Raw genomic sequence first — 15,052 nt, forward strand, 5'->3', positions numbered from 1 at the left:
AGAGTTTCTTTGACAGGGTTACTTTCTGTAACCAGTATTTTTATCAGTATCTAAAGCTTTATAACGATCACGAAGTTTGGTCGAACGGTTTTCCATATCGGTAGCTTTGCCGTCAATCCAAACCTGTTCTGCTAGTGTCGTTACTTCAAGTGGATCGCCATTCCAAAGCACTAACTCAGCTTTAAAACCTTCTGCAATCTTGCCGTAAGCATCGTCGCCAGCAAAGTATTCAGCTGGCGTTGACATCATGGCCGCTAAAGCATTGTCGTAGTCCATGCCATAAGCCACAGCGTTACCCGCAGAATGGCGCACGGTATGTGCGTTATGGCTGTCAAGGAACCCTTGGCCCAAGAACATCACCTTAACACCCGCTTTAGACAAAATGGCTGCATTATCATAACGCTTGCCAAGTGATTCAAAACTACTCGGCAGGTTATCCATTGGATCAACAAATACTGCCACATCAGCTTCAGCTATTTGCTTTGCCACCCGCCATGCTTCGGCAGCTCCAACAAAAGCAATCTTGATCTTCTGTTCCTTAGCAAAATCGAGCAACGTTAATAAATCGCTTTCTCGGTTTGCTGAAATAATCAAAGGAACTTTTTTATCAATGACGGCCTGTAAAGCGCGAAGATCATTAATACTGTAATGAAGTTCGCGGAACTCACCCAGCTCAATAGCTGAGCGATTATTTTTATAAATTCGAGCTTCATTAAGAGCTTGATTCAGTTGGTGCAAAGTACTGGCTCGAGAGCCACCCGACATATCCGCCGCTCTTTCACCAAATGCCGCAAAGATGGCAACATCTTTAGCAATAAGCGCATTATAGTCGCCATCTAAAGACATCACCGCACCACGTCCCGCGAAAACATAAGAGCCAAGACTCGGAGCAATTAATGTTCTGGTAACACCATTAGAACGATTGACTGGAATTAAAGTTGAGTTGTGATTGAAGACCTGATCCACTCTAAAAGAGGCACCCTGATCTTCGTTTTCAGTTTCCATATCAGCAGTTTGATCTAGTGAGCCTAGCTCTATTAAACCAATCTGATTGATTAAAGCGAAGATGCCCGGTGTAAGGACTTTACCTTTGCCGTCTATCACATTGTCAGCTTGCATCGACAAGTCATCAGCAATGGACTTAATGACGCCATCCTCAATCAATACATCACCTGATTGCAAAACACCTTGTGATGAAAAAGTATGAATCTTGGCATCTTTGATTAATGTTGTTTCTGCGCTGCAAACACTAGCGATTAAGCTTACAACACCAAGAGTAGCGGCTATCGGCCTTGCTAAAGATTTTGTGCTTAAAAACTTCATAGTGCGCCCTCCTCTTGTGCTTCTACTTCAAAGCCATACTGACCTAACTGGAAATCGCTGACAGGTTGGTATTTTTCATCATGGCGATCATACATAAGCGCACCATCAATGAAGACTTTCTCCGCCTTAGTATAAACACTGAACGGATTGCCATCCCACAGGACGACATCCGCCATTTTGCCAACTTCAAGAGTTCCGGTTTGCTCGCCAATACCCATTGATTTAGCAGGATTGATAGTGATCCACTCAATGGCTTTCTCAGGAGTGATGTTCATGCCCATGGCATTACCAGAAGCCATCGATTTGGCCGCATCTTTGTTCAAATGTTGAATGCCTGTTGGCGAATCCGAGTGTACGATCGCACATGCCCCCGCTTTTTCGACCAGAGCGACATTTTCAGGAACCATATCGAAGGCTTCCTGCTTAAAGCCCCACCAGTCAGACCATAATGCTGAGCACACATTATTTTCTGCAAGTTTGTCCGCAATCTTGTAGGATTCGACCGCATGATGGAAAGTAGAAATCTGGAAGTCAAACTCATCGGCAATTTCCATCATTAGCGCCATTTCGTCAGCACGATAACAATGGTTATGAATAAGAATTTCGCCTTTCAAAACACCAGCCAGTGTTTCCATTTGCAAGTCACGCTTAGGTGCTTTGCCATTGCCTTTACCTTCTCTATAATCTTCCCACTGCTTTTTGTAGTCAGCCGCTTTAATCCAGGCTGCACGGAATCCAGCTATGTTTGCCATACGGGTCATCGGCGAGCGACCTTTGTTGCCATAAACGCGCTTTGGATTTTCACCACAAGCCATTTTCAGACCATGAGGTGCGCCGGGAAATTTCATCTCCATGACTGAGCGAGCTGGAACATTTTTCAAAGTTACGGTACGGCCACCAATCAAGTTGGCAGAGCCCGGTAGAATTTGCATTGAAGTAACGCCACCAGCCAACGCTAATTCAAATTGTGGATCGTGCGGCCAAACCGAGTGCTCGGCCCAAACTTCGGCGGTAACGGGATCGGTCATTTCGTTTCCATCCGCAGCAGACTCTACGCCCGGAGCAGGATACACACCTAGATGTGAGTGCACATCAATAAGGCCCGGTGTGATCCACTTCCCTTGACCATCAATCACTTCAAGATTGTCATCAGCAGGTGCATCAAGATCTGTTCCGACGGCGATAATTTTGCCATCTTTAAATAGCACAGAACCATTATCGATTCTTTCTCCGGCTGCAGTGAGCACAGTTGCATTTTTGATTAGAACTGGATGATAGCTTTTAACTTCATACGTGGATTCAAATGCAGTATTAGGCTCTTCTGATTGTGGCTTTTCATCTTGCTTTTCTGCGCAAGCAAACAAAAAAGCAGCGCTGATAAGCGCTGCCAGAGTGAGCCGGGTTTTTGCAGGAAATTTAATCATTTTGCTCTCCCGAAACTTAAAGTTAACCAATAATAATAACGCCAAAGAAGCGGTCTAAGATGGTCACGACAGTAATAAGGCCTAAAACGACTGGGCAGAAGAAAGTGATTGCAAAATCAATGTATTTTGAGACCCACTTCCAACCATTCTCGCGGCCAATAGCTATTTCAGCATTAAGATTATTTTTCTTCCACACATAAGCCACGAAGATAGAAATCAAGGCACCGCCTAGAGGTAAGAAAGTATCGCTGGCAATAGCCTCAACAAAATCCATAAAGGTTACGTATTGCCACTCAGCGTTTTTATTCATCTGTACGAACTGAGTCAGGCTATCTACAGAACCATTACCTAGAAGTGATGGAATACCAATCAAGAAAATTAGAGCTGCCATACCCCAAACTGCTACTGGACGCTTAATTTTCTTCTCGTCTACCAGGTAAGAAACTGGCACTTCAAGCAATGAAACCGTCGAAGTTAATGCAGCAAAACATAACAATAGGAAAAACAATGCTCCAACCACAATCCCAAGAGTTGGTCCGAAACTTGCAAAAACGCCAGGTAATGTTGCAAAGATTAAACCAGCACCGCCATCAACGCCTTCCATAGTGCCCTGAGTTAAGTAAGCAACAAACGGGAAGATCATCAAACCGGCAAGGAAAGCGATAGAAACGTCAGTTAAGGTGATTAAAGCAGCTGATTTAACAATATCTTGCTTCTTGGACACATAACTACCGTAAGTAATCAAAGCACCCATACCCAAAGAAAGTGAGAAGAAAGCCTGTCCTAGAGCGGAATAGACAACCTCACCATTTATCTCTGAAAAATCAGGAACCAGATAATATTCAATACCGACAGCAGCGCCATCTAGCGTCATGGCATAAATGATCAGGCCAACAATCATTAAGAATAGCGTTGGCATTAAAATAGTAGCAGCACGCTCGATACCGTTATGAATACCACGAGAAACGATAAAAGCGGTTATCGCCATAAAGACTAAACCGTAAAGACCTATTTTCTGCCAATCAGTGATAAAGGTTCCAAATTCTTCACCAATCCCAAAGTTGCCCTGAATCATTTCAAGAAAATAACCGAAAGCCCAACCAGCAACAACGTTATAGAAAGATAAAATCAAAACACCGGCTAAGACACCCATAAAGCCAATAATGGCCCAATTTTTATGCCCCAACTTCTTAAAGGCGCCTACTGGGTTCAAGTTGGTTTTACGACCAATGGCGATTTCAGACACCATAACCGGGAAACAAAGCAAGAAACAGAAGGCTAAATAGATAACGACAAATGCTGCGCCGCCACCTTCTCCTACTTCAAATGGAAATTTCCAGATGTTACCCAAACCAACAGCAGAGCCAGCCGCTGCGAGAATGAAACCTATACGTGTATTAAACTGACCTCGATTTGTTGCCATGTGATTTACCGAATTATTTATATGTTATTCGGGTCTGTTGACCCTTAGTGGAATTTGCCCCAGCCGCTAATAACATCATAATTATTCTTATCACTCAAGTATCTCGAATAATATAGTTGCACTTTTTTTAATGGTTCTCATTAGCTGATTAAATACTAACCGGTATATTAATTGACCTGTCAAATTAGCTGACATAGGATTAAGGGGCTCTATGGGGGGGCAAAATACGATAATAGAAAGGAGATACACAATGAAAGATATATTAAACTTTAACAAAATGGTCACGCCTATCATTATTCAAGTTATTTTCTGGGTTGGTGTTGTAGCGATCTTCATCGCAGCATTCCAATATAACTTTCTACAAGGAATATTAATGATAATTTTCGGAACCCTTATCTGGCGTGTCTACTGTGAGCTTATGATTGTTATATTCCAGATAAATAAAAATGTTCACATTCTCGCTGAAGGCAAAAGCAGTCCAACCAATAACGACTCTGAAAACATTTAAGAGCAAGCCCTACAAAACAAGCTGGGGCTTAAAGCCCCAGTTCATTTTCGATACTTCTTTTTAAGCCAAAAGCTTTCGGCAATAAGCGATTGAAATAGAACTCCATCAACTCTGCTTTATCATTCTGGTCTTTTTCCGCCATTTTTAACCATAAATAAGCGTATAGACTCAGCGCCATATAGTGCAGATAGTCGCAAGCGATATATTGTTGCTTATCCTGATCCGATGAAAACTGCTCTACGATCTGAGAGGACAGGCTTTCCAATTCATCAAGCTGCGTTATCAAAGTTGCTTTATGGGGCGTGTCCGCAAAGCTTTGCATATCAGCACGCATATCGGTTAATAATTCAGACAAAAACGCGCCTTTGTTAGCGACAATCTTGCGCCCAATAAGATCCAACGCCTGAATACCATTAGTGCCCTCGTAAATTTGAGCAATACGTGCATCGCGGACATGTTGCTCCATACCCCACTCGCGTACATAACCATGTCCACCGAACACCTGCTGGCCAATAGTACACACCTCATAACCAATATCGGTAAAAAATGCTTTTGCTACGGGCGTTAATAAAGCTGCCATGTTTTGTGCTGTACTAACAACGGCTTTGTCATCGGAGTGGAATGATTCATCAAGCCATGCACCGAGCCAGACGGCGAGCGCTCTACCTGCTTGAGTGTATGCCTGCATGGTTTTCAGCATACGCTGCACATCGCCATGTCTGATAATCGGCGCAGTGCCTTCAACGCCCTCAGCTCTACCCTGCAACCGGTCATTGGCATAACCAAAAGCTTGTTGATAAGACATTTCACCAAGGCCAACACCCTGCAAGCCAATCGATAAGCGCTCAAGATTCATCATGGTGAACATACAACGCAAACCCTGATGTGGACCACCGATAATAAATCCGGTAGCGTCATCCATATTAATGACACAGGTAGAAGAAGCCTTAATACCCATCTTGTGCTCAATTGATCCGCAACGAATACCATTGCGTTCGCCGAGTGAACCGTCATCATTTACCATAAATTTGGGGACTAGAAAGAGACTGATGCCTTTAGGGCCAGCAGGCGCATCTGGCAGGCGAGCCAGTACCAGGTGGATGATATTATCAGCCATATCATGCTCACCGCCGGTAATGAATATCTTTGAACCGCTCAGCTTATAGGTGCCATCTTCCTGTGGTTCAGCTTTGGTTTTCAGGATTCCCAGATCAGAACCGGCATGCGCTTCGGTTAAACACATTGAACCAGACCATTCGCCGCTGATCAGTTTCGCCAGGTATTGATCTTTAATCACATCGTCAGCGTGTGCCTGTAATAAATGATAGGCACCTGCGGTAAGGCTGCCGTAAAGACAAAAAGAGCTATTGGCTGAATAGAACATTTCCTCGACCAACACATGTAACGCTTTAGGCAGCCCCTGACCGCCATATTGAGGGTTGGCGGTTAATGATTGCCAGCCACCTTCGACATATGCCTGATAAGCTTCTTTGAAACCTTTTGGGGTAGTCACCACGCCATCATCAAATTGACAGCCTTCTTCGTCGCCTGATCGATTGATCGGTTGCAATACACCTGTTGCAAACTTGCCCGCCTCTTCAAGAATAGCGTTATAAAGCTCTGCGTCGAACTCAGCAAAGTCAGCAATACCTTTGAATCGATTTTCGAGATCAAAAACGTCTTTAATTAAAAACATCATGTCGTCAACGGGTGCTTGGTATTGCATTGCTTCTCCTAGGTTATCTGTGCCGATTTATTGCAGGCATAAAAAAACTCTGGTGACCACCAGCTTAGCGCCGTGGTCAGACCAGAGTCAGTATAGAAAAAACCTAAAGAGTTTGTCTAGCCCTAATCAGCTTGATCTTGTTTAAAGTTTTTCCAGTAATCCTTAACGGTATTCTTCATGTCTTTGTGCAGTAAAGTAATACCGATCAGATTGGGTATCGTCATCAGAGCCACCGTGACATAAGCTAATGTCCAGACAACCGTCGAGTCAACGATAGCCCCCAGGAAAAACAAGCCGACAAATACGACTCGATACGGCATAACCGCTTTCGGCCCAAATAAGTAAATCGATGCCCTGTCGCCATAATATGACCAGGCAATGGCCGTCGTGAACGCGAACAGCAGCAAGCCAAGCGACACAATGTACTTACCACTTTCGCCCATGTAGCCTTTAGTGAAAGCTAATGCAGTCAAGTTTGCAGAATGGATCAGGGATTTACCCTGAACGGTTATGGAAGAGTCCTCTAGACGGCCTTCTGAAACTGGAATTTCGCCAGTGATAGGATTACCTTCACTATCAAGATAAGTGACCTCTTCCGCGACTGAACGAGCATTAAGCAGAGTAAAGCCATCTGAAATCACTTTACCGTCTTGCAATGAGATTGTGCCGGTAAATTGCTTAATTTCTGAGGGTACCGAACGCTTTTCATCAAGGTGAATCATCAGCTTCTTAACATGCTCATCATTGCTATCGGTATAATCTCCGACCACAAACTCCATATCCGAGCGATCAAACTTATTGAAATGTTTTTCTGTCCAGACGCCTGAAGACAGAATAACCAGACCGGTCAAAGTACAAATAATAATAGTATCAATGAAAGGCTCTAGCAGTGACACCATACCTTCTGATGCAGGCTCTTTGCCTTTGGCTGCTGAGTGAGCAATTGCCGCAGAACCTTGACCAGCTTCATTCGAGAATAAACCACGGTTAACGCCACGATCCATGGCATAAGCGAAGCTTGCACCAAGGAAACCACCTACTGCCGATGAACCAGAGAAAATACTACCGAAAATCGCCTGGAATGAAGGAAGAATGTTTTGATAATTATAAGCGATAACCAGTAAAGCACCGACCACATAAATAACGGCCATGAAAGGCACAACTTTCTCTGCCACTTTGGCAATGCGCTTAATACCACCGATAATGACTAAGGCTAATAGAACCGCAAGGACACCACCGGTAACCCACTTTTCAATATGGAAAGTAGAATTCATAACTTCGGCGATGTTATTAATCTGCGGCATATTACCGCTACCAATAGAACTGATAATGGTCGCCATTGCAAACAGTACCGCCAACCATTTCATGTTCAATTTCTTTTCCATGAAATACATCGGGCCACCAGCCATGGTGCCATCTTCCGTTTTTTCTCGGTATTTATGAGAAAGGGTAACTTCAACAAACTTGGTAGTCATACCAAAGAAGGCTGTCACCCACATCCAGAATAGCGCTGCCGGACCACCAATGAAGATAGCCAAAGCAACACCACCAATATTACCGGTACCGACTGTACCTGATAGAGCTGTGGTTAATGCCTGGAAGTGCGAGGTATCGCCAGGGGAGTCTTTCTTAGCATATTGACCGCGGACAATTCTTGTTGCCTGTCCAAAATAGCGAATCTGTGGAAAACCTAGATATAGCGTGAAGAAAACACCTACACCTATTAATAAATAAGGAAAATATCCTGCTGAGCCCAAATAACCATCAATAAATGTGAGCGCATCATTAATCGTCTCGACAATCTCCAAAATCGAATCCCCATTGTTAATTTGTTAGAATCTATTGAGTGGCATAACCTTACCACAAGTATAAAAAGCTTGGCTAGACTACCCAAAATCATCGTCTAAGTCACTATATTCTAAAGGCAGCTGTACAAAATTGGTGGACTCAGAAGCTTGAAATCGAACGCCAATCCCTAATAATCTCACCGATTTTTCACGTCGATAAAAGCCCTCTTCCATCAACTCATAAAATAAATCATCGTTAATTCCAAAGCTGGTACGCTCAACCGTGGTGGCAGTGAAATCACTGAATTTCAGCTTAGCAAACAGCTTGTTCACAGGAGCACCGACACCTGAGCGAGCAACCCGCCGCTTTAGAGTTTGTAATAGGTAGGGCAATTCTTCAAGACACTCATCAAGCGTTACCAAATCCTTATCATAAGTATTTTCAACGCTTAGAGACTTTCTTGGATAATGGGTAATTACCTTACGATTATCGATACCGCGTGCCAGTTCATACAGACGTTGGCCAAAACTGCCAAAGGTTTTGCTCAGAGTCAGCAAATCGATTTCTCTAAGTTCCTTGCAGGTATCAATGCCCATGCGCTGGAACTTTTCAGCCGTTTTCTTACCGACGCCATGAATCTTATTGACCGGCAATCGCTCAACAAACCCTTGAACCTCATCAGGGGTTAATACGAACTGTCCATTAGGCTTATTCCAGTCTGAGGCGATTTTGGCCAGAAACTTATTAGGGGCAACGCCTGCCGAAGCCGTCAACTGAAGTTTCTCAAAGATTTGATAGCGAATGGCTTGCGCAATGTAAGTGGCGCTCCCTTTGTATTCTGTACAGTCGGTAACGTCCAGATAGGCTTCGTCCAGCGATAGAGGCTCAATCAAATCCGTATATTGCGCAAAGATGCCTCGAATGACTTTTGAGTCATGACGATACTTATCAAAGTTGGGGGGTACTATGATCAGCCCAGGACACAAACGCTTAGCGTAAGCTGATGGCATTGCTGAACGAACGCCATAGGAACGAGCTTCGTAGTTACAAGTAGCGATAACACCCCGCTTGTCTGGCGAACCGCCAACCGCAATGGGATGATTATTAAGCGATGGATCGTCGCGCATTTCAATAGCCGCGTAATAACAATCCATATCAACATGGATAATTTTACGAATGGGCTCACTCAAATCTGATTGCGACATCTGGAATTTTGACTGTAGAAAAGAAAATACTTCGCATAGTTTAACCCATGCGATAACTTTTAGCTCATGGGCGTGAACACTGTTTAGAAGACCAGCTTAATAAAGGCACCACCCAAGTCACTGGTACCAATATCCATATCTCCACGGTAGGCATCAACGATTTCTTTCACTACCGACATACCAATGCCCTGCCCGTCCACTGACTCATCCAATCTCTTGCCTCGCGATACAACTGAGAACCTGACGTCTTCAGCAATACCTGGCCCATCATCTTCAATACAAATAGTCGTTTTTAAACCATTTTGGCTAGCGCTGATTTTGACCTGTTGTTTCGCCCACTTGCAGGCATTGTCCAATAGGTTTCCACAAATCTCATAGAGATCACCTTCATTGAGCAATACTTGCACAGAATCAGGAATATCAACATTAATTTGAATCGTTTTATGGGAATAGACTTTTTCCAGGCCTTTCACTAACTTAGTAATTGCAGGTTTCAATGAAATTGATTTCATCATCACCTGCGGACCACTGGTCGCCCGTTGCAGCTGATAGCCGACAATCTGATTCATTCGTTGCAATTGCTCGCCACACACTTTCGACAGATCTTTCTCATCAGCATCATTTTGTAATGCTGCCTGCATAACGGCCAATGGGGTTTTCAAACTGTGAGCAAGATTGCCAAGGGTTTCTTTGTAGCGCTTGCTTTGGTGACGCTCGTTACTGATGAAGCGATTAATATTATAGGTTAACAAGCGTATTTCTTGAGGATATCTATCGGATAGTTTATCTAAAAGCCCCTGCTCAACTTTGCGCAATTCCTTTACCGCTTGCCGGATCGGTTTTAATGTCCAGCGTAACACCACAAATAGAATCAAAATAAGCGAGGCAGCTAAACCTGCGAGCCACATCCAAAGCGTATTTCTATAAGCATCAATGACCTGATTAAAGGGTCGCTTATTCTCTAGAACCACAAAATGGTAGAGCGATATCTCACCACTTTCGGACTCCCATTCTGCAATATAATGAAACTGAAAATAATTCTCACCCGAAAGGGTCAAGGAATTGAGAGTGGCTTCGCCGGGTAATGTCAAAGGTAAAGGGATTTTCCCCTGCTCGATATTATAAGTGGCCGACAGTGATTGCCAGATAAGACTCTCTGTTTCGTCATAAACAAGCGCCGAAATACCACTGCCATATTGATTAAAACGTTTATCCGAAGGGATTTCTTCCGGTAAATAGAGCTCGCCTGGTTCTAACTGATCAGCTACCGATAACAGACTGTAAAACTGCGCGTAAAGTCGCTCAAAAGTTGCCTGTCGTATACCTGCTTTGTAAGTGTTGAGCAAAATAAAACTCATGGCGGCAATAAAAAATACCAGCACAATACTGGTATTTAATAAAATTCGCTTTTGAAGGGAATAAGAAGCTTTCGGATTCACAGATCTGCTCTTAGTCGATAACCTCGGCCTCGCAAGGTGTCAATTGGCTGAATGGTACCGTCTGGATCAATTTTCTTACGTAAACGCCCGACAAAAACCTCCAATACATTAGAGTCGCGATCATAATCCTGTGCGTAGAGATGCTCAGTAAGTTCAGTCTTTGAAACAACTTTGTCCGGATTAAGCATCAAATATTCCAGAACCTTATACTCATAAGCAGTTAAGTCCATCACCTGACCATTAACCTTTACTTCTTGCTTCAAGCTATTCAGGCTAATAGGGCCTTTGACAATTTCAGGTTTAGAGTAACCAGAGGCGCGGCGCAATAAGGCATTAATACGAGCTAGTAATTCTTCCGTCTGGAAAGGTTTCACTAGATAGTCATCAGCTCCTGCCGCCAGACCATCAACTTTATCCTGCCAGTGGCCTCGAGCTGTTAAAATGAGTACTGGAAATTCAACATTTTCTTCGCGCAAAGTAGCAATCACGTCCATACCCGAAATGTCAGGTAAACCCAGATCAAAAATCCCTAGGTCAAACTCATACTCTCGCGCAAGGTAAAGAGCCTCTTCACCATTTGGAGCTTCTTCCACAACGTAATTTTGTGCTTTTAATGCGCTAACCAGTTGCTCACGCAATGCATCATCATCTTCGACTAATAACAGTTTCATACGCCTATCTACACCCCATTCCTTACCAACCTTCCTCTATGGACGCTCCGTTTTATCAACGGGTAACCCGTCCATTACATGCGTTCACTAAAACATAGCTCACACGTCCGGATGAACTTAATACTTTCACTCGATAAACTGGTGGTCTACGATTCATGTTTAATGTAGCTGACAGCACTCGACCATCAGTTTGTTGAGCTGCAGCGCTCATTGCTGCGCTTTTACCAATCGGCACGCAAACCTGCTCTTTTCGCTCGATTTTTGTATCCAGACGAATGCCAGCCGCTTCCGCTGTACTAAGCAACAGTGCTGACATTGTCAGAAAGACGAACAATATATATTTCATAAAAACCTTTATTTAATGCTATGAAATTTAATGTCTGTAACCACGTCCAGGGCGGACATTGACTTCAACATCAATCCAACGTCCAGGATCGTAGTCCATAAAAGTAGTGTAACGCTGGCCTTTATATTTATAAGTGACATTATAGCCAATAATAGCGGCATGACCATATCGGCTTTCTGTGACCTCGCAACGGTATCGACTGTCTCGCCCATCACCCGCCACAGACTGACCAATGGCAGAGCCTACCACAGCACCAGCAACTGAACCAAGACGCTTTTCGCCCCGATCACCGCCCAGCTTATAGCCTACGACACTACCTACAACAGCACCAACAATGGAGCCTTTACGACGGTCACGCTCAGAGCTTGTAGTATAACAACGTTCTCTTGGGTAGCGAGCTTCGCTGTAACCAGAAATAGGCTCAACATACACAACTTTAGCGCGGTCATAACGAGTATTATCGTAATTATCACGCTTGTCATGGCCTGCTTCCGCAACATTGGCCAATCCTAAGCTTGTAAAGATAGATGTGATTAATAGTAAGCTTTTCATACACAATACCTCATATTGTGGTCGGGAACCTGCTGAGCAGAGCCCCGTAGATTTAAGGTAAGTGTATAAAAATCAAGCTGAATGCTTTCTGAACTTGATTAAAAGAATGGTATTTTTTATCTTTTTCCGGCGAACATGTTTTGTAATGCCAATAATATGATCGCTCCGAGAGTGGCCGTCAGTAAAGTTTCGATATTAAAGCCCGAAATCTCACCAAAGCCAAAGTAACTCCCAACATAACCACCAACAATAGCACCAATGATACCAATCACAATCGTCATGATGATACCTGCTTTCCTGGCGCTGGGGATAATGGCTCTAGCCAAAAGCCCAGCAATTAGACCAACAATAATCCAAGTTAAAATTCCCATATCGATATACTCCTTCAATTTGTCAATGAGTTGACATGAATATTCAGGTTAATCCCAAATAATCATTTCTTGCTTTTTGTAGTGCTTTTCAATGATGGCTTGATAGTGCTTTTCCACTTGCTGACGACGAATTTTCAAGGTGGGTGTAATCAATCCATTGTCAGTTGTCCAAGCCTCATCGACAAATATGAGCTTAGTTAAACGCTCATGCTTTTCAAGTTGATTATTCAACTTTTGTATAGTCTGTTCCGTTTCCTGGGTAAAAGCTACACGATCTTTGATTGTTTTATTATGAATCGAAGCAATCGCTACTGGAGCAGGTAAACCATCTCCAATAACGCATAAATGCTCAACACCCAGTTCAGGTTCTAGCTTGGCCTCGATTGGCGCTGGAGAGACGTATTTTCCCTTAGAAGTTTTGAAAATATCTTTGACGCGACCAGTGATAAATAAGAAACCATCCTCATCAATCATGCCGATATCCCCGGTATGAAAGTACCTCTCATCATCAATAACCTCTGATGTTTTAATCGGCTCTTTATAATAGCCTTGCATCAAACAGGGGCTTTTAAGAAGTATCTCACCACTGTCGGCAAGCTTTGCTTCTGCGGTCGGCATACAAACACCCACTGAGCCTTTTTTGCGACGCTCTGGCTTGCTGGCATGTGAGAAAGCCATGGTTTCGGTTAGGCCATAAGCTTCGCAGATTTGTAATCCCAGGTTATCGAAAAAATCCATAGTTGCTCTTGGTAAAGCTGCCGCACCAGAGAGCACAATCTTTGTTTTATCAAGCCCAAGACCTTCTAATACTTTGCGTCTGATAATATTTTTGATAATGGGTAATTTAAGCAGTAGCCATAACTTTCTCTTGCCAACTTTGTCCTCGATACCTTGCTGGAACTTGAGCCAGATTCGAGGCACACCAAAAAATATGGTTGGACGAACCGACACAATATTTTCCTGAAAACGATCGAGCGATTCGGTAAAGGAAATGACGCTGCCTGTATGAATGCTGATAATTTCGGTAAGCTCGCGCTCAGCACAATGTGCCAATGGCAGGTAGGAAAAAGCTCGCTCTTGTCCAATATCCACAAACTGGGCAGCTGCGGCAGCTCCATTAGACAAAGCTCGGTAATCGATCATGACACCCTTTGGGATGCCGGTAGTGCCAGAGGTATAAACAATAGTCGCCAACTCATCTAGATCTGGGATCGGTGAATCAGCCATGGCCTCAGTTTCAGCAATTACTTCATCCCACTCTTTAATACCCGGATGAGGCTGATAGAAACTGATTTTAGGTAACTCATCGGCAACCGCTTCACTCTTTGCAGCCCAATCTGGCATCTTACCCACAAAGAGTAATTTCGACTCACTATGCTCCAAAATAGTAGTAATCGTTTCTTTACCTGCCGTCGGATAAATTGGAACTGATATGTGTCCTGCCATCATGATAGCCAGATCGGCCATAATCCAATGTGAACAATTCAGAGACAGTATGGCGACCTTACTTTTCGGTGGTAAGTTGGTCTTAAGGTACTGAGCCATCTTTCGAACTTGCTGGCCAACTTCATGCCAAGTGTACTCTTTCCAATCATTACCAAATGGCTGTCGAAGAAATACCTGTTCTGAAGCGACGGTTTCCCAATGATAGAAAGCTTTTAATGTTGGCTCTAGTTGTGACTGACTCATAAATTATTCTCTTTATACTAAAGTTTTGGACATAAAATAGTGTGGGCCGATCCCAGGAAGCTGGAACTCCTCTCCCTTTATAACAAAATTGAGCTTAAGGTAAAATGGCACGGCTTCAGTTCGAGCGTTGCACCAGATAAGCTCCCCACCCTGCTGTGCGCATAATGACATGCCATGCTTTAACAGTTGAGCACCGATTCCTTTACCGCGATAATCAGGCTCAGTTGCCATTCCTCTTAAACGCCAGGCATTCTCAGAAGGCTCTAAAGCATGAGACTCAGGATAGAAAGAAGCAATACCTATAACCTTTCCATCATCAAAGCTTGCCACATGAAAACACTCTTGTTTGGCATCCTCTTTATAAGTACATTCTTCTATCGGTCTGCCTGGCCTTAGAACTTGATGCCTTAGAGGAATAATTGTTGCTAAGGGAACCTTTTGTGATTCAAACATGATAATTGGCAGCTCTCCCTCGGAGATTCACTCTATAAAGATGTGTATTAATACTTAGTTTATATACTATTCAAACTTTCTAATCCAACAAAAACAGCATATAAAAAAAGCCACTCATTGGAGTGGCTTTCTTA

Annotated in this window: 14 protein-coding genes; 1 reads left to right on the plus strand and 13 read right to left on the minus strand. The window is 43.5% G+C overall.

What is annotated here, in order from left to right; translation table 11 throughout:
* Positions 1–18: 18 nt before the first annotated feature.
* From ACYTXU_RS05915 to ACYTXU_RS05925, 3 genes are read right to left on the minus strand one after another with little or no spacing between them, the layout of a single operon-like run.
* Positions 19–1,323, minus strand: a complete 1,305-nt coding sequence (locus ACYTXU_RS05915) for an amidohydrolase family protein (RefSeq protein WP_462209101.1) — start codon at positions 1,321–1,323, stop codon at positions 19–21.
* Positions 1,320–2,747 carry an amidohydrolase gene (locus ACYTXU_RS05920; RefSeq protein WP_462209102.1) on the minus strand — a complete coding sequence of 476 codons (1,428 nt, stop codon included), beginning with the start codon at positions 2,745–2,747 and terminating at the stop codon, positions 1,320–1,322. The genes ACYTXU_RS05915 and ACYTXU_RS05920 overlap by 4 nt, the downstream gene beginning before the upstream one ends.
* Positions 2,748–2,769: 22 nt before the next feature.
* Positions 2,770–4,170, minus strand: coding sequence for a sodium-dependent transporter (locus tag ACYTXU_RS05925; RefSeq protein WP_462209104.1), 1,401 nt, complete (start codon positions 4,168–4,170; stop codon positions 2,770–2,772).
* Between the two features lie 250 nt (positions 4,171–4,420).
* On the opposite strand from ACYTXU_RS05925, the gene ACYTXU_RS05930 reads away from it, so the two are divergent.
* Entirely contained in the window at positions 4,421–4,678 is a 258-nt protein-coding gene (locus ACYTXU_RS05930; protein WP_462209105.1) for a DUF4282 domain-containing protein, read from the plus strand.
* A 28-nt stretch (positions 4,679–4,706) separates the two neighbouring features.
* On the opposite strand, the gene ACYTXU_RS05935 is transcribed toward ACYTXU_RS05930, so the two are convergent.
* From ACYTXU_RS05935 to ACYTXU_RS05980, 10 genes are all read right to left on the minus strand, one after another.
* On the minus strand, positions 4,707–6,404 hold the full coding sequence (locus ACYTXU_RS05935; protein WP_462209106.1) for an acyl-CoA dehydrogenase family protein: 1,698 nt from the start codon (positions 6,402–6,404) through the stop codon (positions 4,707–4,709).
* Between the two features lie 122 nt (positions 6,405–6,526).
* Positions 6,527–8,212, minus strand: coding sequence for an alanine/glycine:cation symporter family protein (locus ACYTXU_RS05940; protein WP_462209108.1), 1,686 nt, complete (start codon positions 8,210–8,212; stop codon positions 6,527–6,529).
* Between the two features lie 78 nt (positions 8,213–8,290).
* On the minus strand, positions 8,291–9,397 hold the full coding sequence (gene dinB / locus ACYTXU_RS05945; RefSeq protein WP_462209109.1) for a DNA polymerase IV: 1,107 nt from the start codon (positions 9,395–9,397) through the stop codon (positions 8,291–8,293).
* Positions 9,398–9,480: 83 nt separating this feature from the next.
* The gene (locus ACYTXU_RS05950; protein ID WP_462209111.1) at positions 9,481–10,836 is read right to left on the minus strand and encodes an ATP-binding protein; all 1,356 of its coding nucleotides are present in this window, start codon (positions 10,834–10,836) and stop codon (positions 9,481–9,483) included.
* Positions 10,833–11,507, minus strand: a complete 675-nt coding sequence (locus ACYTXU_RS05955) for a response regulator transcription factor (RefSeq protein WP_462209112.1) — start codon at positions 11,505–11,507, stop codon at positions 10,833–10,835. Before ACYTXU_RS05955 ends, ACYTXU_RS05950 begins: the two co-directional genes overlap by 4 nt.
* Before the next feature lie 55 nt (positions 11,508–11,562).
* Positions 11,563–11,853, minus strand: a complete 291-nt coding sequence (locus ACYTXU_RS05960; RefSeq protein ID WP_462209114.1) for a PepSY domain-containing protein — start codon at positions 11,851–11,853, stop codon at positions 11,563–11,565.
* A 27-nt stretch (positions 11,854–11,880) separates the two neighbouring features.
* On the minus strand, positions 11,881–12,405 hold the full coding sequence (locus ACYTXU_RS05965) for a glycine zipper 2TM domain-containing protein (protein WP_462209116.1): 525 nt from the start codon (positions 12,403–12,405) through the stop codon (positions 11,881–11,883).
* A gap of 116 nt (positions 12,406–12,521) precedes the next feature.
* The gene (locus ACYTXU_RS05970; protein ID WP_462209118.1) at positions 12,522–12,776 is read right to left on the minus strand and encodes a GlsB/YeaQ/YmgE family stress response membrane protein; all 255 of its coding nucleotides are present in this window, start codon (positions 12,774–12,776) and stop codon (positions 12,522–12,524) included.
* Positions 12,777–12,824: 48 nt separating this feature from the next.
* Positions 12,825–14,465, minus strand: coding sequence for an AMP-binding protein (locus ACYTXU_RS05975; protein ID WP_462209119.1), 1,641 nt, complete (start codon positions 14,463–14,465; stop codon positions 12,825–12,827).
* 12 nt (positions 14,466–14,477) lie between these two features.
* Positions 14,478–14,918, minus strand: coding sequence for a GNAT family N-acetyltransferase (locus ACYTXU_RS05980; protein WP_462209120.1), 441 nt, complete (start codon positions 14,916–14,918; stop codon positions 14,478–14,480).
* Positions 14,919–15,052: the final 134 nt, after the last annotated feature.

The organism is Kangiella sp. M94, from assembly GCF_054926195.1.